This is a genomic window from Nodularia spumigena CCY9414, from assembly GCF_000340565.2.
Taxonomy (GTDB): domain Bacteria; phylum Cyanobacteriota; class Cyanobacteriia; order Cyanobacteriales; family Nostocaceae; genus Nodularia; species Nodularia spumigena.
In genome coordinates this window covers 1699545-1721005 of the sequence record NZ_CP007203.1, presented here as the reverse complement: position 1 = coordinate 1721005, position 21461 = coordinate 1699545, and the positions used below count along the sequence as shown (strand labels likewise).

General features: G+C 40.1%; 19 protein-coding genes and 1 pseudogene. 15 read left to right on the top strand and 5 right to left on the bottom strand.

Annotation, left to right across the window (positions count from 1 at the left end):
- Window positions 1–62: 62 nt before the first annotated feature.
- From NSP_RS07595 to hetR, 6 genes are all read left to right on the top strand, one after another.
- Window positions 63–503 (top strand): helix-turn-helix domain-containing protein, encoded by a 441-nt coding sequence (locus tag NSP_RS07595; RefSeq protein WP_006197558.1) that lies wholly within the window; start codon window positions 63–65, stop codon window positions 501–503.
- 19 nt (window positions 504–522) lie between these two features.
- Window positions 523–1077 (top strand): PIN domain-containing protein, encoded by a 555-nt coding sequence (locus NSP_RS07590; protein ID WP_231859590.1) that lies wholly within the window; start codon window positions 523–525, stop codon window positions 1075–1077.
- 56 nt (window positions 1078–1133) lie between these two features.
- On the top strand, window positions 1134–2180 hold the full coding sequence (locus tag NSP_RS07585; protein WP_006197560.1) for a zinc-dependent dehydrogenase: 1047 nt from the start codon (window positions 1134–1136) through the stop codon (window positions 2178–2180).
- A 119-nt stretch (window positions 2181–2299) separates the two neighbouring features.
- Complete coding sequence (locus NSP_RS07580; protein ID WP_006197561.1) at window positions 2300–3589, top strand: inorganic phosphate transporter; 1290 nt, start codon at window positions 2300–2302, stop codon at window positions 3587–3589.
- Between the two features lie 608 nt (window positions 3590–4197).
- Entirely contained in the window at window positions 4198–6759 is a 2562-nt protein-coding gene (locus NSP_RS07575) for an EamA family transporter (RefSeq protein WP_006197562.1), read from the top strand.
- A gap of 854 nt (window positions 6760–7613) precedes the next feature.
- On the top strand, window positions 7614–8513 hold the full coding sequence (hetR, locus tag NSP_RS07570; protein WP_006197564.1) for a heterocyst differentiation master regulator HetR: 900 nt from the start codon (window positions 7614–7616) through the stop codon (window positions 8511–8513).
- Between the two features lie 421 nt (window positions 8514–8934).
- Here hetR and NSP_RS07565 read toward each other — a convergent pair whose 3' ends face one another.
- Window positions 8935–9570, bottom strand: a complete 636-nt coding sequence (locus NSP_RS07565) for a hypothetical protein (protein ID WP_006197566.1) — start codon at window positions 9568–9570, stop codon at window positions 8935–8937.
- Window positions 9571–9757: 187 nt separating this feature from the next.
- On the opposite strand from NSP_RS07565, the gene NSP_RS07560 reads away from it, so the two are divergent.
- Entirely contained in the window at window positions 9758–10411 is a 654-nt protein-coding gene (locus NSP_RS07560; RefSeq protein ID WP_017803952.1) for a hypothetical protein, read from the top strand.
- On the opposite strand, the gene NSP_RS07555 is transcribed toward NSP_RS07560, so the two are convergent.
- Window positions 10398–11393, bottom strand: coding sequence for a CHAD domain-containing protein (locus tag NSP_RS07555; RefSeq protein ID WP_006199271.1), 996 nt, complete (start codon window positions 11391–11393; stop codon window positions 10398–10400). The genes NSP_RS07560 and NSP_RS07555 overlap by 14 nt on opposite strands.
- Window positions 11394–11929: 536 nt before the next feature.
- Between NSP_RS07555 and argJ the strand changes: the two genes are divergently transcribed.
- Window positions 11930–13222: a bifunctional ornithine acetyltransferase/N-acetylglutamate synthase gene (gene argJ / locus NSP_RS07550; RefSeq protein WP_017803951.1), complete on the top strand. Its 1293-nt coding sequence runs from the start codon at window positions 11930–11932 to the stop codon at window positions 13220–13222.
- A gap of 290 nt (window positions 13223–13512) precedes the next feature.
- Here the strand turns inward: argJ and NSP_RS07545 are convergent, their stop codons facing one another.
- From NSP_RS07545 to NSP_RS07535, 3 genes are all read right to left on the bottom strand, one after another.
- Window positions 13513–13896, bottom strand: coding sequence for a GxxExxY protein (locus tag NSP_RS07545; protein WP_006199266.1), 384 nt, complete (start codon window positions 13894–13896; stop codon window positions 13513–13515).
- A 412-nt stretch (window positions 13897–14308) separates the two neighbouring features.
- Window positions 14309–14638 carry an EVE domain-containing protein gene (locus NSP_RS07540; protein WP_269454135.1) on the bottom strand — a complete coding sequence of 110 codons (330 nt, stop codon included), beginning with the start codon at window positions 14636–14638 and terminating at the stop codon, window positions 14309–14311.
- A 14-nt stretch (window positions 14639–14652) separates the two neighbouring features.
- Entirely contained in the window at window positions 14653–16086 is a 1434-nt protein-coding gene (locus tag NSP_RS07535; RefSeq protein ID WP_017803950.1) for a hypothetical protein, read from the bottom strand.
- Between the two features lie 532 nt (window positions 16087–16618).
- Here NSP_RS07535 and NSP_RS24705 point away from each other — a divergent pair.
- The 7 genes and pseudogenes from NSP_RS24705 (at window position 16619) to NSP_RS07495 (ending at window position 21163) form a co-directional block, all read left to right on the top strand.
- Window positions 16619–17628: pseudogene (locus tag NSP_RS24705) on the top strand (IS701 family transposase).
- Between the two features lie 284 nt (window positions 17629–17912).
- Window positions 17913–18140 (top strand): AbrB/MazE/SpoVT family DNA-binding domain-containing protein, encoded by a 228-nt coding sequence (locus NSP_RS07520; protein WP_006195957.1) that lies wholly within the window; start codon window positions 17913–17915, stop codon window positions 18138–18140.
- Window positions 18137–18529 carry a type II toxin-antitoxin system death-on-curing family toxin gene (locus NSP_RS07515; protein WP_006195958.1) on the top strand — a complete coding sequence of 131 codons (393 nt, stop codon included), beginning with the start codon at window positions 18137–18139 and terminating at the stop codon, window positions 18527–18529. Before NSP_RS07520 ends, NSP_RS07515 begins: the two co-directional genes overlap by 4 nt.
- Window positions 18530–18595: 66 nt before the next feature.
- Window positions 18596–18886: a nucleotidyltransferase family protein gene (locus NSP_RS07510; protein WP_006195959.1), complete on the top strand. Its 291-nt coding sequence runs from the start codon at window positions 18596–18598 to the stop codon at window positions 18884–18886.
- Entirely contained in the window at window positions 18876–19235 is a 360-nt protein-coding gene (locus NSP_RS07505) for a HepT-like ribonuclease domain-containing protein (RefSeq protein WP_006195960.1), read from the top strand. Before NSP_RS07510 ends, NSP_RS07505 begins: the two co-directional genes overlap by 11 nt.
- A gap of 36 nt (window positions 19236–19271) precedes the next feature.
- A complete protein-coding gene (locus NSP_RS07500; protein ID WP_006195961.1) occupies window positions 19272–19613 on the top strand; it encodes a type II toxin-antitoxin system HicB family antitoxin in 342 nt (113 codons plus the stop codon).
- 344 nt (window positions 19614–19957) lie between these two features.
- A complete protein-coding gene (locus tag NSP_RS07495) occupies window positions 19958–21163 on the top strand; it encodes an IS1634 family transposase (RefSeq protein ID WP_086000857.1) in 1206 nt (401 codons plus the stop codon).
- Window positions 21164–21461 lie beyond the last annotated feature (298 nt).

The following is a 21461-nucleotide window of genomic DNA, read 5'->3' as shown; positions in this document are numbered from 1 at the left end:
TCGTGTGTAGTATAAGATTGTAAATAGTATCTAACGACGTAAGAAAGGAACAAATAACCACTATGTCTAGACGTGTACTTTCAGAGTCTGTAACGCCTCAAGAACAAGAAGCACAATCTATCAAGGAACTGGAGCGCATACTCAGAAGTGAAGGTTCCCAAGCAAAACTGATAGGTAGTAATCAAGAAGAAATTATGATTCCTGATTCGGTCTGTCAGGTATTACTCCAAGTTTTACAGGCAATGGCATTAGGTCAAAACGTATCTATAGTTACGCATAATCCGGAAATCACAACACAACAAGCGGCTGAATTGTTGAATGTCTCACGTCCCTATTTAATTAAATTATTAGAGCAGGGTGAGCTTCCGTACATTATGGTAGGAACTCATAGACGGGTGAGATTTGAAGATTTGATGAAATATAAGGAACAACGGGATATACAACGTGATAAATTTTTGACCGAGCTAACTCAAATGAGTCAAGAAGCAGGATTTTATGAATAGGAGTCATTAAACCTTGAAAGTGGCTAGGCGATTGGTGGTATTAGACTCTTGTGTTTTGTTTCCCATGTACTTGCGCGATACTTTGCTTCGTTGCGCTTGGGGTGGTTTATACATACCCTGTTGGTCACAAGAAATTTTGGATGGTGCAACTCGTAATCTTGTACTCACAGGTAAGATGCAACCAGAAAAAGCCAAGAACCTTGAGACACAAATAAAAGTCCACTTTCCAGAAGCTATGGTTGAAGTTCCATCTGCTTTGGTTGAAGTGATGACAAATCACCCAGGCGATCGCCATGTTCTAGCTACTGCTGTATCGGCTAAGGCTGATATAATTGTTACGTCAAATCTAAAGCACTTTCAAGATCACGATTTAGCTCCTTGGCAAATTATCGCCCAATCTCCAGATGAATTTCTAACTGAACTATACAACCTCTATCCGCAACAAGTAATTGAGGTATTACAGCGACAGTCTCAAGGTTTGCAAAAGCCACCGATGAGTTTTGAGAATCTTCTAGAATTACTCAGTAGAGAAGTACCAACATTTGCAAGCAACATTAAATCTCAAACCTCTTAACCTAAGCTTACCCGCTAAATGTTACATCTAATAACAATGAGTGGGGAAAAACCAAAGTGAAAGCACAGGTATTTAGAGGCGTTAATCAACTGTCTTACGAAGAAATCCCAGTTCCGACCCTGGAAGCAGATGAAGTGCTGGTACAGGTGGGAGTTGTGGGATTATGTCAGTCAGATATTAAAAAAATTCGTTATCCTCTGTATGAACCACCACGCATATTTGGACATGAAACGGCGGGAACGATCGCAGCCATCGGTTCTGAAGTACAATCTTGGCAAGTGGGACAACGGGTGGCGGTAATGCACCACATTCCTTGTATGCGTTGCGCTTACTGCATGAATGATAATTTCTCGATGTGCGATGTCTATAAAAATATCTCGACCACAGCCGGTTTTAATGCTAGTGGTGGCGGTTTTGCTGAGTATGTCAAGGTTCCCGGACATATTGTCCAGAATGGGGGGTTAATTCCTATCCCTGATCATATTAGCTTTGAAGAGGCGAGTTTTGTGGAACCAACTAACTGCTGTCTCAAAGCCGTGAAAAAAGCTCAAATAGCCCCCGGACAAACTGTTTTGGTGACTGGTGCGGGACCAATTGGCTTAATGTTTGTGATGTTAGTCAAGCATTTTGGGGCGAAAGCGATCGCCACTGATTTACTACCATCGAGAGTAGAGAAAGCCTTGAATGTCGGTGCAGATGCGGCTTTTGATGCGCGTGATCCTGATTTATCTGCCAAAATTCAAGCCTTGACTGGGGGAATGGGTGTTGATGTCACGCTGCTAGCTGTTCCCAGTGATAAAGCTTTTTTTCAAGCTCTGGAATGTACCCGCAAAGGTGGTAAAATACTGTTTTTCGCGGAATTCCCCGATGAAGTGGAAATTCCCATTAATCCCAATATTCTTTATCGTCGGGAAATTGATTTGATGGGTAGTTACAGTTCATCCTATCGGCTTCAGGGTCTCTCGGCGGAGATTGTGTTTAATCGCAGTATCGATGTTCAAGCCTTGATTAGCGATCGCTATCCATTAGAAAACTTATCAGCAGCTGTAGCCCAAGCGATCGCACCAAATCCCACAACATATAAAATTTTAATTTATCCGTAATCCGGGCAAACAAGATAACAGTAGAAAATATTTATAGCGCTTCTCGATATTTTACGATAAGCCCTTGCTTTTGATTTATCTGAGAACCGCTATTTTCTTTCCATCTACCCCCCCGCTCAATGTCCATAACATTAATTTTAGTCGCCCTACTAGCCTTTTACGTCGCCTGGAATCTCGGCGCTAACGATGTCGCTAACTCAATGGGAACCTCTGTAGGTTCCAAAGCTATCACCCTGAAACAGGCGATAATTATTGCTGGGATTTTAGAGTTTACGGGTGCGGTATTATTTGGGGAGGAAGTATCCCAAACCTTAGCTACGAAAATCGCCAATCCGATTTTATTCGCTGCTACACCAGAAATTTACGTAACTGGTATGGTAGCAGTGTTAATTACCTGTGGGTTATGGTTGCAAATCGCCACCTCGCGCGGTTTACCTGTAGCATCATCTCATGCAGTTGTCGGTGCGATCGCTGGATTTAGTTGGGTAGCGGTGGGAGTAGATGCAATTAATTGGTCATCCATTGGCTTAGTCACCATTGGCTGGATTTGTACGCCGATTATTAGTAGTGCGATCGCCGCTTTATTCTACAGTCAAATCAAGCACTGGATTTTAGATCAACCAAATCAAGTCGCACAACTACAACAATGGATTCCTTGGCTGAGTGTAATTCTGCTAGGAATATTTGGTGTAATTGTCCTACCTTCCTTAACGCAACCCCTCACCAATTACTTGAATCACCGCATTGGTTTAAACTTACCTAATTATGACATTCCCCTGTTCACAGGTGCAGTTGCAGCCATTGCACTCACAGTCATTAGTTGGCGACAGTTAGAACAAGTAGAGAATACAGCAGACAAAGAGCAAATACTCCCCACTCCCCACTCCCCACTCCCCACTCCCATTGAACGCCTATTCGGTCGGTTTCAAGTTCTCAGTGCTTGCTTTGTCGCCTTTGCTCATGGTTCTAACGACGTTGGTAATGCGATCGCTCCTTTAGCTGCGATCGTCTATACTAATTACACTGGTAGCGTACCGATCAATGGCATTACTATCCCCATCTGGATTTTAATCCTTGGTGGTGCTGGTATTGTCGCTGGTTTAGCCGTCTGGGGTAAAAAAGTGATCGCCACCATTGGCGAAAACATCATTTCTTTACAACCTAGTAGTGGATTCTGTGCCGAACTTGCAACCGCCACCACCATCCTCCTAGCCTCCCGGTTAGGTTTACCTGTCTCCACCTCCCATGCTCTTGTTGGTGGTGTCGTCGGTGTTGGACTGGTGCAAAATTTCAAATCAATTAAATTTCAAACTCTACAAGGTATTGGGCTTGCATGGCTGATTACACTTCCCGTGAGTGCAATCCTCAGCGCTACCATCTTTAGCACAGCCAGAATTTTATTCCTCTAAAATTTATTCTTTATGTATCCTAATAAATTCATATTTCTATAGCTGTTCTCTGAAAATCAGACTACTACTCGACCAAAACCAGAGTCTGTTTTTGCAGAATAGCAGTTAATTCATTAAAATAGTTGACAGGGGATAGTCATACTTGAAATTTCTGCGGAACATTAGTTTAATACCTATTAAGAATGTAAACTGTCACACAAGCTACATTCTCCAAAAATTGACATACAAGCCCATAACTTTGATAATCCTGTTGTGGCAATAAACGTATTTATAAGCTTTTGATAAATACTGCTGCTATTAAAAAAACAGTATTGATATTAGGTATGATGTTTTTTTCCTCATCCACTCTCACCAGAGAACCGTTAATTTAAATACGTCTCAAGGCAGACAGTTCTGTGATGCTGAAGATCAGACAGTATAGTAGGGCTGTTATGCAAATAAATTAGATACTTTGCCAACCTTGTACTCAGCATGACAAAATTACATTTATGTACGCAATTCCTGCCAAAGTTTTCCGCTTATCTGACAAAATACAGGAAATCTGTATGAGTGCCAAGCAAGTTTACACAAAGCAGCTTTATCTTCCAGGTGTTAGAGGTTAAAAGCTAATGGGGCGATTTGAGAAGCGACCAGACAACCCGCGAGTCAGAGGCGATCTATCCAGAGCAGCAGAGACAGCTTTATGGGCTGTAGTGGAGGATTTAGAAAGTCTCCAGCAAAATGTGCTGAGATCCTTACAAGAAGAAATAAAACGGCTTCAGGCGGATAAAACTCGTTTATCTGACGAAATCCAACAGTTGCTAGAGGAAAAGGAACACTTACAACAGGTACGACAAATCACTGAACAGCAAGTGTTGATTCGTCAGCTGTCAGAAGCCTTAGCCAAGCATATATCTTCCCAACTGCAATCATCACTAGCAAGTTTAGCCAGCAAATCAGCAGAAGGTAATTCCCAGGAACGCTCTGCTATGAAGTCAGCAGGGGATAAAAATCACAATGCTGAACAAATGCTTGGTAGTTTGGATGATACTCTGACCATTACCTTTAACTCTTTACAACAGGAACTGAAGAATTATCAAAATAATCTTTCCCAACAGTTGTCTCGGATGCAGAGCCAACAGCAGCAGGGGGAAGCAATTGTAGAGGAATTTATTAATCATCTACGCGGTGAACTAGAAAAAACAACAAAAGAAATTTCACCAGCAATAGTCACAGCACCACCATCTACTATTTTGCCACCTACGGAGCAACAACCGCCCCGTTCCTCTCAGACACATTTACAATCAGGAGTCATCAAGACCAGCACCACCGAGCCAAGTTCTACAACTACTGGAGAAACTACTGGAGACGTATCTGAAAGCAACAATACTGCTCCTTTTACAGGAGGGTTATCCTCCGAGAAAATACGGTCAATAGCCACTGAACCAATTTCAGTCATCGGTAGTGGCTTTGAAAGCGAGACGAAATCCCCACTAGAGCCAGGAAAAGTAAGTCAACCCAGTTCATTACCCAGCAGGGAATCTTTTGAACGCGAAACTAAATTCTCATCCGATCAAGGAAATGCTCCCGAACCAATTTCTGTTATCAACAGGGAATTTTCTGAAGGTGAAACCAAATCCCCACCAGCACCGGGAAATGCTCCCGAACCAATTTCGGTTATCAGCAGTGAATTTTCTGAAGCTGAAACCAAATCCCCACCAGCACCGGGAAATGCTCCCGAACCAATTTCGGTTATCAGCAGTGAATTTTCTGGAGGTGAAACCAAATCCCCACCAGCATCGGGAAATGCTAAGGAACCAATTTCGGTTATCAGCAGTGAATTTTCTGAAGGTGAAACCAAATCCCCACCAAAGTCGGGAAATGCTCCCGAACCCATTTCGGTTATCAGCAGTGAATTTTCTGAAGGTGAAACCAAATCCCCACCAAAGTCGGGAAATGCTCCCGAACCCATTTCTGTTATCAACAGGGAATTTTCTGAAGGTGAAACCAAATCCCCACCAAAGTCGGGAAATGCTCCCGAACCCATTTCTGTTATCAACAGGGAATCCTTGGAACGCAAGACTAAACCCCTAACTTCTCAACCAGCAACCAAGGAAAAAGCAAAACTTGCATCATCACATTCACCTAGCTCCCGAACCTTTTCGCCCATCCAGATAGGTTTCTTGCTGGTTGTGTTGTCAACGGTTGTATCATCGCTGTATAACATAGTCATCAAGGGGATGTTTTTTAAAGCTTACGACAATTTTGGAGTTTTAGAGATAGAGGGAATTATTTCGCCCACACTGGGTAATATCCTGTTAATTTTAATGCTTCGGTTGCTCGTGGTTGTGCCACTAATGTTACTCTTGGCTCCCATGATGCATCCACAAGTATGGCAAGATATGCAAAATATTTTGAAATCATTAGGTGGTAGTTCTACTCCCAATAGTAGTGTCAAGAAACAAAGAATTTTACAGTTGTCTATCGCCAGTGGTTGCTTTTTGTTTTTATCTCAGGTGCTGATCTATGTTGCTATTGGTCAGGTAGCAACTGGAATGGCGATCGCTTTGTTCTTTGTCTACCCCATGATGAGCGGACTTCTCTCGTGGTTACTGTTTCGCGATCGCCCTAATGGATTCCGCTCTGCTGCTATGGGTGCTATTTTCTGCGGCGAATTACTGGTTTTAGGCGGTTCTGCAAGCCTTGGTTTGGCTAATTTCTCCCTGGGAAGCAGCACAGCCATCTTCGCTGGCGTAGCTTTTGCTTGCTACGTGATTTTGACGCGGGTATGTGCTACTAAACTGCATCCCGTCTCTTTTACGGTAATTAACTTTACCACCATGCTGGTGTTGAGTTTTATCTGTTTGATGCTTCCCTTACCAAGCAATTTGAGTTTTGCTGTTCAGCAGTCGAATTGGCTCGAACTGATTTTGAGTGCTTTTATTTTGGGTGTTCTCACCCTAGTAGGCTATGTGCTGAACAACGTTGGGATTCGCAAATTAGGTGCGTTACCCTCGGCGATTATCGGCGCAGGAGTCCCCATCTTAACCGTAGTTTTTGCTGGTTTGATACTTCAGGAAACCTTGGAAGTGGCGCAAGTTATGGGAGTAGTGTTCGTAAGTTTTGGGGTAGCGGCTTACAGCTTTGAGAAAATGCGAACTCAGGTTAAACCTTCTCGCTCGGAAAATTAAATCACCATTGGGGAATTTTGCCAAGGAGCAGAGCGACTTGACCACGCCTGTACATTCACACAATTAAATCGGATTGCTATAGTCTTTGAACTTTAACTTTTAGCTATGTCTTGCTTCACCTGAATTATTGAGTGATCATACCACTTGACAGTATACCCATAAACGATAAAACTTAAGAGTAAAGCAGTTTCATATGCATCAAAAGTTTCTTTGCCATCCTGTCAAGACCAAAGAACTAATTAAACTTGAACTTATAGTCTTTGGTGCAACATCAGAGAATCTTAATAAATAGTTGCATATTAAGAATTTACATGGTAATCATGGAATTATTGCCAACAGTTTACTTTATAGAAAATTAATAAAAAAACGAGCAAAAATAGAATATCATATTGTAAGAAAATAAAAGGTATTTTGAACTTGAAATTATCCGCCTTATTTCAGGTAGATAATTGTCCCTCCAGTCAACTGCCTATACTGCCAAAAAATTCCCGGAAGTTGTAAGCAATATATTGGTTTACAAATTCTGGCTAAACCCGCCAATGTTCCTGATTTCAGTAGGTTACCTACTCCTAAATAACTCCCAACCATTGCCGGAAATCTGTACACAACCAACAGTTCTTCAAAGCCTAATAAAAAGTAATTCTTTTAGAAAGATATACTTCTTGTTAACGCCACCAGACAGTTGTTGCAGTCAGACCCCCCCGCTCAAGAGTAATGATCATGTTTGACTCCCGATCACCTCGGAGTTAAAAGATAATCAGGTTGGATTAAAGACATTGGCTTCAATTGGGTGTATACTACTTACTTCTGTGTGAGTAATAAATCTGTAAACGTGCTATTCAACTGTCTGTAATATGAGTAACGACATAGATCTGATCAAGCGTCTTAGCCCCAGTGCAATGGATCAGATCATGCTTTATCTGGCTTTTAGTGCCATGCGGACGAGTGGGCATAGGCATGGAGCATTCTTAGATGCAGCCGCAACGGCAGCTAAGTGTGCGATATACATGACCTATCTAGAGCAAGGACAAAATCTGCGGATGACCGGTCACTTGCATCACCTAGAGCCAAAACGGGTAAAAATTATTGTTGAGGAAGTCAGACAGGCGCTGACAGAAGGCAAATTGTTGAAGATGCTAGGTTCTCAAGAACCCCGCTATCTAATTCAGTTACCTTATGTCTGGATGGAAAAATTTCCTTGGCAACCAGGACGATCTCGTGTACCTGGTACAAGTTTGACCAGTGAAGAAAAAAGACAAATCGAGCAGAAACTACCCAGTAATCTGCCTGATGCTCAATTGACCACTTCTTTTGAGTTTTTGGATCTGATTGAATTTCTGCACAAGCGATCGCAAGAAGTCTTGCCACCTGAGCATCAAATGCCCTTAAGCGAAGCTTTAGCAGAGCATATCAAGCGTCGGCTACTCTACTCCGGTACAGTAACCCGCATTGATTCACCTTGGGGAATGCCCTTTTACGCCCTTACCCGTCCTTTTTATGCGCCCGCAGACGATCAAGAGCGGACTTACATCATGGTAGAAGATACCGCCCGGTATTTCCGGATGATGAAAGATTGGGCAGAACGGCGACCAAATACCATGCGAGCCTTAGAAGAGCTTGACATTCCCGCAGAAAAATGGGAGCAAGCAATGGCAGAACTAGATGAAATCGTTCGCGAATGGGCAGATAGATATCACCAAAGCGGTGGTATTCCCATGATTTTGCAGATGGTGTTTGGTAGAAAAGAAGACTGATAGTTCAGGTGTTATACCATTAACACCTTGTACTAATACAGCAAAATGTCAATAGAACGACCATACCCCACAAAAAGCCGGTTCTGTGAACCTGCAAAGACGCGAACGTGAAAGGGTTTAGAGACTGATAAATAAAAAAAATAGCCCATTACCTAAGATAGCGGGACAAGGAAAACAAGGAAAACAAGGAAAACAAAGAGAAAAAAGTTGTGTTGGATGTGTCAGTTGGAAAACTTAATTCAGGGAAATCCCCTACAGAACAGTGAAAAAGCTCAGAATCAAAACCTTTTGACTTTTGTCCGGGCATATTGCAATATGCCCCTGCTGACTTTTGTTATATCAGCCTTTTTTTGCACACAAAAGAATAGGCGGGCTGTAAGCCCAGCCTAGAGAAAATTAATTAATTTAAATACGTGCTATTTTATTGACTTCTGACATTCCCTGGCATTGGAGTCACCTCAAAAGAGGGACTAAATTGTGTGAAAACTCGATCTTGTGGTGCAGATGCAGGTGAAAAGCCACTAACAGAATCACTGGCATCGATACAAGTATCCATTGCCTGGGTAGGTGGAATACTAGTATCACTACTTAAACCCACAACACACTGAGCGAAACGCTCAGGCAACAAACTACGGCCACAATAATTTAAAACTGTGGTGTGAACAGCTTCTGGAGCATTGCTGGCAATACCAGCTACACAAGTAGATAAATCTTGAGGTCTCCGGGCTTGCCCACAGGAAGAGAGAGCATCGACGGCACTAATTTGAGTTTGCTGATTAATTTTCACCACGCAAGAAGACAAGTCTCTCGGACGGAGAGCTTTTGCACATCCTTGTGATACCGCTTGTTTTGTGATGCCCAAATTCAACAGTCGAGCTGTACAGACACGGTAATCGTTGGCGTAAGAGTTCGTTACAGCCATACTTGAAGTCATCATTGCCAACCATCCGGCTATAGCCAAAACTGGCGTTGTCAGCCGAATCGTTTTACTCTTAAATATTTCGACAGCTGAACTGCCTTGTTGGTTCCCAACTTGACTCAACTTTTTTTTGCTCATCGCCTTTCTCCAAACACCCAAGGTTATGCTAACTCAAATTTAAGGCAACTCTTCTACCAAAAAACCAGGAAATTTAGGCTTTTTGTCCAGAATGATAAGTCTTATTGATAAATCTAGACCTATCTTTTTTGACTATAAGTTGCTGTATCCTTAATTTAATAAGCATTTGAGGCTAGTTCTTCGCACCATGAAAATGCAAATGTTATTCAACCTTACCTATTCTATTTATTTGTTAGGTTTCATCACATTGCCAGCTAGCGCTCAACCTGTTCCTCCTCAGCCTACTGGGCAATCTCAAACCCAAGCAGTTAGTGAAGATATCACAATTCCTCAAGATACAGCAATTATTGTCAAATTTCCAGCATCCGTGACTATTGATGTTGGGCAAAGCAAGGCTTATCCTCTCACCGTTCCTTTAACTAATGCTATTGAAGATAATCAAGGTAATATTATAGTGCCTAAAAATGCCCCTGTAACTATTAACCTCAAACCTACAGACGGGGGTGTGAAAATTGTCGCTCAATCTTTGGTAATTAATGGTCGAATTGTTTCTATTAAAGCATCGAGTCAAACAATTCCCGGTACTACTATTACCTACAAACGAGCTAATGATAAAGCTGTGGAAAATAGTTCAATTTGGAGCCAAATTGGTGGGGATACTTTGGGCTTTTTCAGCCAAGGTGATCCAAAACAGTTTGACCGGGGTGCAATGCTGGGCAGCATTGTGGGGTTCCTCACTGGCTTAGGTTCGCCAGAAAATACCCGTGTTGTGCAGATTCCCCAAAGTAGTATTTATGTGTTATCCCTTGAGGCTCCTATCAGCTTATCTACTCGCCGCTAAGATGATTATTTAATGGCATGGAGTTGAGTATTGTTAAATGAAAATTGTGTCGGTGTTCAGCTTGCAAATAGCGCTCTTGCAACGGTTGCCATTGCTGCCAAAACTGATAACGATTTTCCTTTAATACAGTAGCAAGGGTTGGCAGATCAGCATCAATTTCTGATTTGAATATCTCTGCAAGCCACTCACCCATAACTACACTATCTTGCATATTTCCTAATATGTCTTGGATGCTTTTCACTTCTCCAACATAAGCCGCGTAAGACTCACCATATAAGTCACTAAATAACTCCATTTGGTAACGCACACGTTTGGCTTGTTTCCTTAAATTATGAATGCTTTCCCCTTGAGTTGTCAATTCTTGTTCTATGTTTTCTGGTTGCCAGTTTGTGCAAATTTTTACCTCGGAATCGACAACAGCAGTTCCCACTAGCCACCCTGGATGTAACAAAAAATTACTCACTTCAGGTAAAAGTAAATCTGGTAGCACTTGTTGAATGGGTAGAGATGCCAAAGGCTGATAAATGGGTTTATCTAACCAAACTTTTAATGCTTGTTTGAGAGATTTGTAAGCTTCACTTTGTAATGTTGTCTGTGTCTTGAATAATGCCTTTTCGCGTTGTTTATCTAAAGCATCGAAAGCTGTTTGCAGAACTTTTTGTTCTTTTTGAGGTAAATGTGGTTGGTAACGGTTTACTAAAGTTTCTTTGAGTACATCTATGTCTCTCAGATTGCCTAGAAGACGAGCAATTTTACCGATTTTTTTATCACTGGCTGGCTGCGGTAAATCCAATACTAAATTAAACCTACTGATTGCAGTTCGTAGGCGACGCATCCCGACTCGCATTTGATGCAATGCTTCGGGATCTTCATCTTTCTTAACTTGTTTCTCCCATTTTACGGTTTTCTTGAGGTGTTGTTGAATTGCTTGGTAAGCGTAGTCTTTGAGGCTTTTTATTGGGGTTTTTACTGATAATGTCATACTGGAAAACGAAATACTTAGTCTAATGATTGTATACTAGCATTAGTTAAAAAATTATATCTTTTGAGCAATGCTCAATAAGTTACGAACATTAAGATCCCCGACTTCTTAAACAAGTCGGGGATCTTAGCCTCTGGGTGAATAAACTCGGATTGCTATATATATCTTTATAAATAGAAATAAATATTACTGTTGATACTTAAGAGTGTTGCTCAGAAAGAATTAATATATTATTTAATATTATATTAAGCAATAAAAAATAATTGAAATAGTTTCTTAGCAAGTGGTTTTAGCCATATTTTGAAGGGTAGGGTCGTTGAGGGCTGAAGAAGATTTATCCCAAAAATAAATAATGGGTATTACACCTCACGGCAAAAATGCTATGCTGTGCTATGTAGATGATGCACCCTGATGATCTGGAGAGCTGCCCATGTGGCTGCTCTCCTTATTTCATGCTCGGCGAATATCTGGCAGTTGTGAGTGAAGACTTGGTATAATCGCCAGTCAAGCAGCTAACAGTTGTGGGGAGAAGAAAAATGGCAGATTGGCAAGAAATATCTGGTGGTGTGACAGCACCAAGAGGTTATCAGGCTGCGGGAATCACCGCAGGGCTAAAGCCTTCGGGATTGCCCGATTTGGCTTTGATCTGGTCAGATGTAGAGGCGATCGCAGCTGGTGTATTTACCACTAGCCAAGTAAAAGCCGCCTGTGTGGATTATTGTCGTCAACGCTTGCAAGCAAAACACAGCGCTCGTGCAATTCTCTGCAATGCTGGACAAGCAAACGCTTCCACAGGGATGCAAGGTTTACGTGATACCGAAGAAACTGCGGAAATATTAGCGCGGGAGTTGAATATTTCCCCGGAATCGATTTTGCTGGCTTCTACGGGTGTAATTGGTCAACGGATTAAAATGGATGCCTTACGCAGTGGGATTCCCAAGGTAGTAGCGGCACTTTCGGAAACGGGTTCAGATGCCGCCGCCGGGGCAATTATTACTACAGACTTAGTAACAAAATCCATTGCTCTAGAAACAACTATAGGCGATGCCTCCGGCGGGCTGCGCCAACGCCCTGTCAGAATTGGTGGTATTTCCAAAGGTTCGGGGATGATTCATCCCAATATGGCTACTATGTTGGCATTTGTCACCTGTGATGCAGCAGTTTCATCTCATCTGTGGCAACAAATGTTAAGTAGGGCGGCTGACCAAAGTTTTAATGCCATTACCGTAGATGGTGATACCAGCACCAATGACAGTTTAATTGCTTTGGCTAATGGTCAATCTCGCACCCCAGCAATTACCGAAATGGGTGCAGAAGCCGAGAAATTAGAGGCGATGTTAACAGCAGTATGTCAGCATTTAGCTAAGGCGATCGCCCGTGATGGCGAAGGTGCAACCTGCTTAATTGAAGTGCAAGTCACTGGCGCTTATGATCAAGCTTCCGCCCGTCAAATAGCCAAAACCGTTGCTGGTTCATCTCTCGTTAAATCTGCGATTTTTGGACGCGACCCCAATTGGGGACGTATCGCCGCCGCCGCCGGACGTGCAGGTGTGAATTTTGAACAAGACAACCTGCAAATAAAATTAGGCGATTTCTTATTATTAGAAAATGGTCAACCAGTACCATTTGACCGTGCAGCAGCCAGTGCATATTTAAAACAAATTGCGGCTGATTCCTCTGTGGTGGCTAATGGGATGACAAAAGGTCAACGTGTGGATAATCCTGTGATTATTGCCGTTAACGTTGGGAATGGTCATGGTTTTGGTAAAGCCTGGGGCTGTGATTTAAGTTATGACTACGTGAAAATTAACGCAGAATATACTACTTGAACTACTCCACCCTGCCTTAGTCTGAGGGTGTCGCTTCCCTACTCACAGGCGAACGGCTCAAGTGTGGGGAAGCAGTTAAGTTGGTTTTGAGTAACGAATTATACTAATCTTGAGAGCGATCGCCTTTCCAACTTCTCCTGAGTAAGCCTGAGTGAAATGTGAATAGCTAAAAACAAGGTAAGAATCGCGGATTTTACGGATTAAAGGATTTCACAGATTTTGGTTATCTTAGCAAATGAAAAAAATCTGTGTAATCAGCGTAATCCATATAATCCGCGATTCTGACTCTTTTATTTGTTACTTAATACTAATCTCTTAAATGTCAAACTTTTACTGCCAAAGTTAATCAATAATCCAACTTCGAGTTTATATACTTTGAGATAGTTTAATGCTTGGGCTAGGTGTACGTCTTCGAGTTGGATTACTGCTTTGAGTTCGACTAATACTTTTTCTTCAACCACAAAATCGGCGCGGCGTGTACCAATTGGTTCGGGTAGGTTTTTGTAATAGATTTGTTGTTCAATTTCTCTGGCAAAGGTTAATCCTGCTTGATGGAGTTCGTAGGCAAGGGCGCGTTGATAAATTACTTCTTGAAAGCCGTTACCTAGAAATTTATGGACTTCAAAGGATGCGCCGATAATTTTTTGGGTGATGTCTTGGTATTTTAAGTCCATAGGTCTGAATCACGGATTTAGACAGATTAAAGGATTTCACGGATTTTAATTATCTGTCACTGTATCAGATAATCTCATCCGCATCACTGATTAGACAGATTAAGGGGTTTCACGGATTTTAATTATCTGTCACTGTATCAGATAATCTCATCCGCATCACTGATTAGACAGATTAAGGGGTTTCACGGATTTTAATTATCTGTCACTGTATCAGATAATCTCATCCGCATCACTGATTAGACAGATTAAGGGGTTTCACGGATTTTAATTATCTGTCACTGTATCAGATAATCTCATCCGCATCACTGATTAGACAGATTAAAGGATTTCACGGATTTTAGCATCTGTTGCTATCACAAATAATCTAATCCACGTAATCTGTGTAATCCTTATAATCCGCGATTCTGACTTTTTATTTTGCTAATTTTATAATCAACTCAAACTCAGATTTAGTTAATGGCATCACAGCAAGTCTAGGCTGTTTGACTAAGCCGATATTTGCTAATTCTGGAGTTTCTTTTATCTGGCTTAATACGATAGCTTTCTCAAAGGTTTGCACTGGTTCAAAGGTGGCGCTTAACCATTTAGGATCGTTGGTGGTTGGGTCTTGATGGGCAGTGACGATTACTTTCATTTTACCCATGATGCTGTTTCCTTCTTGGCTGTGGTAAAACAAGACCTCATCGTTTAGTTGCATGGCTTTGAGGTTATTCCGTGCTTGGGGATTGCGAACGGAATATATTTCAAATTTACCGTTTAAATAAACAAACTCTCATTCACCATTTCCTGAATCACCTTACGCGGCGTGTAATAGCTCCCTGTCTGCTTACGGATACTCTTGATCGTACTCTCTTCCAAATTTGGATCAAGTTCTGCCAATAGGTTCTCAAACACTAAACCCAACAACTCAGGATCTAAAGCAATATCTTCGTCATAGGGCGTATTCTCTTCCAAAGTGAACTTATAGGATTTAAAAATTTCATTCAAACCCTTGTGGTAAACCTTCCTAACTTCAATTTTCTTGGCCTTACCCTTAGCCACATTCTCTTCTGTCTCAATCCCATAAAACAGAAAGTTAGGCACACGCATCACCGTATCTTCAATACTTTCCTTCGCATTATCTTCATCCAACTTGTCAAAAATACCGCCATTCAAATATGGAATCGTTGTAAACCATTCAACCTGAAAATCTGAATGTAAATACTTTGTCCATTTAAAATCTTTGAGCGATTTTTTCTCCTTTTGATTCAACGAATTAAAAAAGATATTTTGCAAAACGCCACGATAATAGCTATTTGACTCTAAAAAGTTCTCATCCTCAAAGTCTCTAACCAAAGGATAAACCCGACCATCCCAATCTCTAAGCTCCAAAATTTCAGGCTTAATTAGTCCCTTTTCCTTGATAAACCAGCAAAACATGGTTCGAGCAAGCAACCGCACCAAAAAGTTTTTGATATTCTCCTTTTCTGGAACATAGTCAGGTTTGAAAGGAAGATTGATCTCTTGCGACGCATAGTAAAACCAGTCTTGCAAATCTGCATAAAACTGGTCGTTTAAAGCTTGTAATGAAAATACTGTTTGCCAATAGTCATACAGCTTTTTAAAACTATTGACCTTACTCGTATCAATCTTTAAACCCTTAAAATTCTTATCCCCAAAAATAATTTTTTCATGTGCTGCGTGAATATTGTTAATACTCACATCCCTTAATAGCGTTACTTTCCCAGCTTTCTCCCCTTCCTGATTCCGCTTGTATTTCAATCTCTCCGTATTCGCAAATGCTAGATACTCGCCATACCTAAACACCACGACAACAGGCGTATAACAAAACTCCCGATTAAAAGCCCGTGCTATTTCCGCCAACTGCGATCGCGTTGGCAATAAACCATTTAGGCGATCATTCAAAGTTATCCCAAAAACCAAAATTCCATCATAATCTGAGTTAATTTGGGCGATTTCTAAACTTTGATTCCCTCTAAAAGCTGCATCATCAACTAATCCAACAAAATAAACGTCATTAATTAACCTAAAAGACTCATTATCCTTATAAGTATACTGTAATATATTTTTTACCGAAGTCGGCTTATCATCTACATAATTAATCGGTACATTTAGCTCACTAAAAAAACCTTTTAAGGCAGGTAAAAAATCTATTTCATTAAATCTTGTTAGTTCCATAGTTAGTTTCATTGTTAGTTTTATAGTTAATTTTATCCCACATAAGTCAGAATCGCGGATTAGATAGATTAAGGGATTTCACGGATTTTTAATCCAAAAATCCGCGCAATCCTTTAATCCGCAAAATCCGCGATTCTGACTCTTTTCCCATACAACTGCAATAGGACTTACGCAATTGGCACAGGCGATGCCTGCGGCGGGCTACGCCTACGCTAAATTAAAGTACATTTGTATTATACAAGTGATGCAACTGGGACAGGGCGATGCCTAGTACCGCAAGGCGGAAGTCAAAAGTCAAAAGTCAAAAGTCAAAAAGCTTATAAAATGGGCTTTTCAGGGATTTTGAATGGTCTGTTTATTTACGCCGTCTTGTACTAGTTTAGTTGATAGTACAAAGGTATGAATAAAACGGGATTCCGATAGCGTAGCGTGGCGTTAGCCATAAGCTTTGTTTTTGCAATAGAAAGTCGCTCTCTGGGAAAAATCATGAAAATATTCATGAGAAAATAGGTAGAAGATGTAAGAGATAATTTTGGTGATCAGCATGAGCTTTACAAAGCTTAATTACTGCCAATACTTGTTAAGCAGTCAAATTAATTACACGATTACCAATTTAGCAGAGCATTTAGAGCATATTAGCCATGATGCAATTAATTATTATTTGAAGAGAGAAAAGTTAACACCGAGGTTACTATGGGAAAATGTGAAAGACGTAATTGAACTTGATGCCAATGGTTACATAATATTTGATGATAGCATTTTAGACAAAAGATATTCTAAAGAAATAGAGATGGTGAGGAGCCAATATAGTGGGAACGAACATGGCATAATCAAAGGAATTGGTGTAGTCAGTTGTGTATATGTAAATCCTAAAGTGCAAAAATTTTGGGTAATAGATTACCGCATTTTTAATCCTGATGTGGATGGTAAAACCAAGATAGACCATGTGAAAGATATGCTGCAAAACCGTATCAAAAGCTTTTACCCTTTGATACGGTTTTGATGGACACGTGGTATGCGGTACACAGTTTAATGCTTTATATTGATAGTCTAGAGAAAGTTTATTATTGCCCTTTAAAAAATAATCGGTTAGTTGATGATACATTGGGTAAAGAAAAATATAAACGAATTGAATTGTTAGAATGGAGCGAAGAAGAATTAGAATGTGGTAAAATCATAAAAATTAAAGGATTTCCCGCCCAGAAAAAAGTGAAACTATTCCGGGTTGCTGTTTCTACCAACAGAACGGATTATGTCGCCACTAACGATTTATCTCAAAGTTCCACGAATGTTGTACAAGAGGTGTGTAAAATTCGTTGGAAAATTGAGGAGTTTCACCGAGAGATTAAACAACTAACTGGCATTGAATCTTGTCAATGTCGTAAAGCTAGGCTTCAAAGAAATCATATTGCTTGTGCAATGTTGGTTTGGATCAGATTAAAAAATTTAGCCTATCAAACTGGACAAACTGTTTATCAAATCAAGCATAATTTGCTGTCTAATTATTTAATTCAACAACTCAAACGCCCAAGTATTCCTATGTGCTTAGTTTAATTTAATATGTGCTTGGTTTAATTTAAATTGTCGCGTAGCCGGGCTACGCCCGCTCCCTATTTGTGCCAGTTGCATCGCTTGTATAATACAAATGTACTTTAATTTAGCGTAGGCGTAGCCCGCCGCAGGCATCGCCTGTGCCAGTTGCGTAAGTCCTAATTGAGTTAAAAGACTTAAATCAGGAAGCGGTGGAATTAGCCAGTGCGATCGCTAAAAACTTTGAGGAATTGGGAATTTAAGGTTAAGATAGTAGTTACACTCGTAATTACATTAGGGAAAGTTTCATGATCCAGACCTTAAAGTTACGCAAAATTGGTAATTCAGTAGGGGTGACATTTTCTAAGGAGTCGTTAGAAAAGCTCAACCTTTCCGAAGGTGATACTTTATTTGTGACGGAAACTGAACATGGACTCCAGCTTAGTCCTTATGATCCTGAGTTTGAGAAAGCGATGGCCATTTATCGGGAAGGTAGCCAGAAGTTTCGTCATGCGTTGAAGGAACTCGCTAAGTGAATGAACCAACTTGGCTGACAGAACAGATGGTGCTGGCTATCCATGAAGGTTTGATTTGTCAGTATGGCGGTTTATCTGGGGTAAGAGATTCGGTGTTGTTAGCAGCGAGTTTAGCCCGTCTTCAGCATAAATTTTCTGTTCAGTCGGAGGTTTCGCTCTGGGAATTGGCGGCGGCTTATGGTTTTGCTTTGTGTCAAAATCATTCCTTTGTGGATGGTAATAAGCGTACAGCTTTTATGGCAATGTATGTTTTTTTGGGGTTGAATGCTTATAGTTTCAATGCACCAGAACCGGAAATAGTATTAGTGATGGAAGGTTTAGCTTCTGGGGAAATTGACGAAAATGCTTTGCAGGTTTGGTTAGAAAAATATGGTGATGAATTGCTATGAATGACATGATGTAATATCAGGATTATTTCTGGTTTATTCCCTGAAAAATGGTTGACGATTAAAAAAATGAAACGAGAAAAATTAATCGCTTTTTTAAAAGCTCATGGGGCAGAAATTCGTGGTTATGGTGTAAAATCTCTGGCTTTATTTGGTTCTGTAGCGAGGGATGAAGCCACGGCTAAAAGTGATATTGATTTATTAGTGGAGTTTGACGGTAAGGTGACGTTTGACTGTTACATGGACTTAAAGTTTTTTCTGGAGGATAGTTTGGGATGTCCCGTAGATGTAGTTAGCAAGAAGATGTTAAAGCCTCAAATTAGAGATGTCATTGAAACAGAGGCTATCTATGTCTCGTAATCTCAGACTGTATTTTGAGGATATTTTGAATAGTTGTGACAAGGTTTTGCGTTATACGGAAGGTATCAGCTATGACCAGTTTTTTGAAGATGAGTTGAGGTTTGATGCTGTGCTGCGAAATCTGCAAATTATCGGGGAGGCAATTAAGCAAGTACCGACGGAAACTAGAAATCGTTATCCTACGGTAGAATGGCGGAAAATAGCAGGTTTAAGAGATATTTTAGCTCATGCTTATTTCAGTCTAGAAAATGAAATAATTTGGGACATTGTGCAAAATAAAGTTCCACTTCTGCAAGAACAAATTGAGGTTATTTTTCAACAAGAATTTGGTGATGGTAAATTTTTTTGAGGAATTGGTGATTTAAGATGGGTAATAAATGACATAATGCAATACAAGGATTATTTCGGTTCTATTCACTATAGTGATGAAGATAAAGTCTTTTATGGACAGGCGGAATATATCCGCAGTTTAATCAGTTTTGAGGGGGAAGATGTGGCTAGTCTGAGGGCTAGTTTTGAGGAAGCAATTGATGATTATTTGGCTTTGTGTGAGGAAAAAGGTATTGAGCCAGAGAAGGCGTTTAAGGGAAGTTTTCATGTGCGTGTAGGTAGCCAACTTCATCGTCAGGCGGCTTTATTTGCCCAACAACGGGGGGTGAATCTCAATAAGTTGGTCACGGATGCACTGGAACGTTATCTGAAGGGGGAATCGTTAAAAAATGCTTGAGGAATTGGAGATATGAAATATGCTCACGATTGTAAAGAAGTTTATCTTAGATCACTAGGAGAATTTATAAACGGCGTTAATTTCAACCCACATTCCGCACCCTCAACTGTCACACATCAAGAAAAGAGCGCTAAAGTAGTACATAAGAACTAAACTAAATTAAGAAGAAAGAGGCTTAATAAGAATTAGTCTTAGAAACCTAAGCAACTGCCAATGAGCAAAGCTTTCAGGTAAAAACCTGGATTCCAGGAGAAATGCGAAAATCCCGAAAAAGTTTAGAAAAATTAATTGTTAACCAAAATAGAAATGAGAAAATCAAAACAGAATTCATGGAGAATCCTGTTGTGATGTTGAATGTAAAAGAAATCCAAATCCAAAATATAGATCATTTAGGCATAGTAGCAGGAATGGTAGATGCCATTGGGTTGGTAGAAATCATTAATGATTTAATAGGTGAAGAAAAAGGAGAAAAGGTCAGCCCTGGTCATGCGGTCAAAGCCATGATTTTAAATGGGTTAGGATTTGTATCTCAACCACTATATATGTTCCCCAAATTTTTTGAAACAATAGCTTGTGAACATTTGATAGGAGCCGGAGTAAAACCAGAATACCTAAACGATGATAAATTGGGTAGAGTCATGGATAAACTCTTTATTAAAGGACTAGATACAATATTTTTGGTAATTGCCTTAAATGCGGCGGGATCGAATTTAGCCGATTCGGAATTTGTCGAAAGTGAATTATCAGGATATTCATTTAAAGAAAATCAAATAACTTACGGGGACATAGAGCAAAGATGGTTGGTCGTACAGAGCCAAGTGAGAAAAGAATCAGACCTGCGTAAGCTTTCACAAAAAATTATCAAGGCTGAAGAAAAAGCTGTTAAGGAATTGAAAAAGTTATCACAAGATAAATTTGCTTGTGAGGCTGATGCTATCAAGGCATTATTAAAAATATCGAAACAATTTAAATATCACCAAATTGAGCAGAGTAACGTCAGTGAAATCACATCAAAGAAAAAAGACAACCAACCAGAGAAATTCTACCAAATATTCGGGACAGTATCCAGGAATGAAAATCAAATTAACAAGGAAGTACAGAGTGCAGGTAGATTTGTAATTGCCACAAATATTTTAGAGTCTAGTGTACTCAGCAATGACTCAATGTTAAAGGAATATAAAGCACAACAATCATGTGAACGGGGATTTGGTTTTCTCAAAGACCCATTATTTTTTGCAGATAGTATCTTTCTCAAAAGCCCTGAGAGAATTGAATCTCTAGCAATGATTATGGGTTTATGCTTGCTGGTATATACCCTGGCACAAAGACAAATACGAGCCGCTTTACGAGAAAATCAATCAACAATTAGAAATCAGTTAGGTAAACCAACTGCAAAACCTACTGTACGCTGGATATTTCAATGCTTTCAGTCAATTCATTTAGTTACATCTAATGACCAAATTCAAATCTCTAATCAGAATAAAGATAGAGATTTTATTCTGAGGCTTTTACCATCAGATTGTCTTCATTACTATAAATTCGTTACCTAACTATTCTCGTAATTGCGTATTTAATTAGTTATTTTATTTTTGATTAACGGGCTAATTAATTTAACAATTAGTTCTCAATTAATATGTTTAAAATCTAGGTTTGTCGCTTGTATATATTAGTAAAATTGCGAATTTAGAGATTTAGCATAGACATTTATCTATCAAATCACATAAATTTAGTTCTCGTTCTTATTGCTCCTTATTGACAATACATTCTGATGCCATTTTGTCAGATTAATGACTGCTCAAAATCTTTTCTCCCTATAAATGTCTGATTTTATTCTTTGCTTACATTTTT

Coding starts and splice junctions, on each gene's coding strand:
- NSP_RS07595 (WP_006197558.1), top strand. CDS start 63: ATGTCTAGACGTGTACTTTCAGAGTCTGTAACGCCTCAAGAACAAGAA.
- NSP_RS07580 (WP_006197561.1), top strand. CDS start 2,300: ATGTCCATAACATTAATTTTAGTCGCCCTACTAGCCTTTTACGTCGCC.
- NSP_RS07575 (WP_006197562.1), top strand. CDS start 4,198: ATGGGGCGATTTGAGAAGCGACCAGACAACCCGCGAGTCAGAGGCGAT.
- hetR (WP_006197564.1), top strand. CDS start 7,614: ATGAGTAACGACATAGATCTGATCAAGCGTCTTAGCCCCAGTGCAATG.
- NSP_RS07565 (WP_006197566.1), bottom strand. CDS start 9,570: ATGAGCAAAAAAAAGTTGAGTCAAGTTGGGAACCAACAAGGCAGTTCA.
- NSP_RS07560 (WP_017803952.1), top strand. CDS start 9,758: ATGAAAATGCAAATGTTATTCAACCTTACCTATTCTATTTATTTGTTA.
- NSP_RS07555 (WP_006199271.1), bottom strand. CDS start 11,393: ATGACATTATCAGTAAAAACCCCAATAAAAAGCCTCAAAGACTACGCT.
- argJ (WP_017803951.1), top strand. CDS start 11,930: ATGGCAGATTGGCAAGAAATATCTGGTGGTGTGACAGCACCAAGAGGT.
- NSP_RS07545 (WP_006199266.1), bottom strand. CDS start 13,896: ATGGACTTAAAATACCAAGACATCACCCAAAAAATTATCGGCGCATCC.
- NSP_RS07535 (WP_017803950.1), bottom strand. CDS start 16,086: ATGAAACTAACTATGGAACTAACAAGATTTAATGAAATAGATTTTTTA.
- NSP_RS07520 (WP_006195957.1), top strand. CDS start 17,913: ATGATCCAGACCTTAAAGTTACGCAAAATTGGTAATTCAGTAGGGGTG.
- NSP_RS07510 (WP_006195959.1), top strand. CDS start 18,596: ATGAAACGAGAAAAATTAATCGCTTTTTTAAAAGCTCATGGGGCAGAA.
- NSP_RS07505 (WP_006195960.1), top strand. CDS start 18,876: ATGTCTCGTAATCTCAGACTGTATTTTGAGGATATTTTGAATAGTTGT.
- NSP_RS07500 (WP_006195961.1), top strand. CDS start 19,272: ATGCAATACAAGGATTATTTCGGTTCTATTCACTATAGTGATGAAGAT.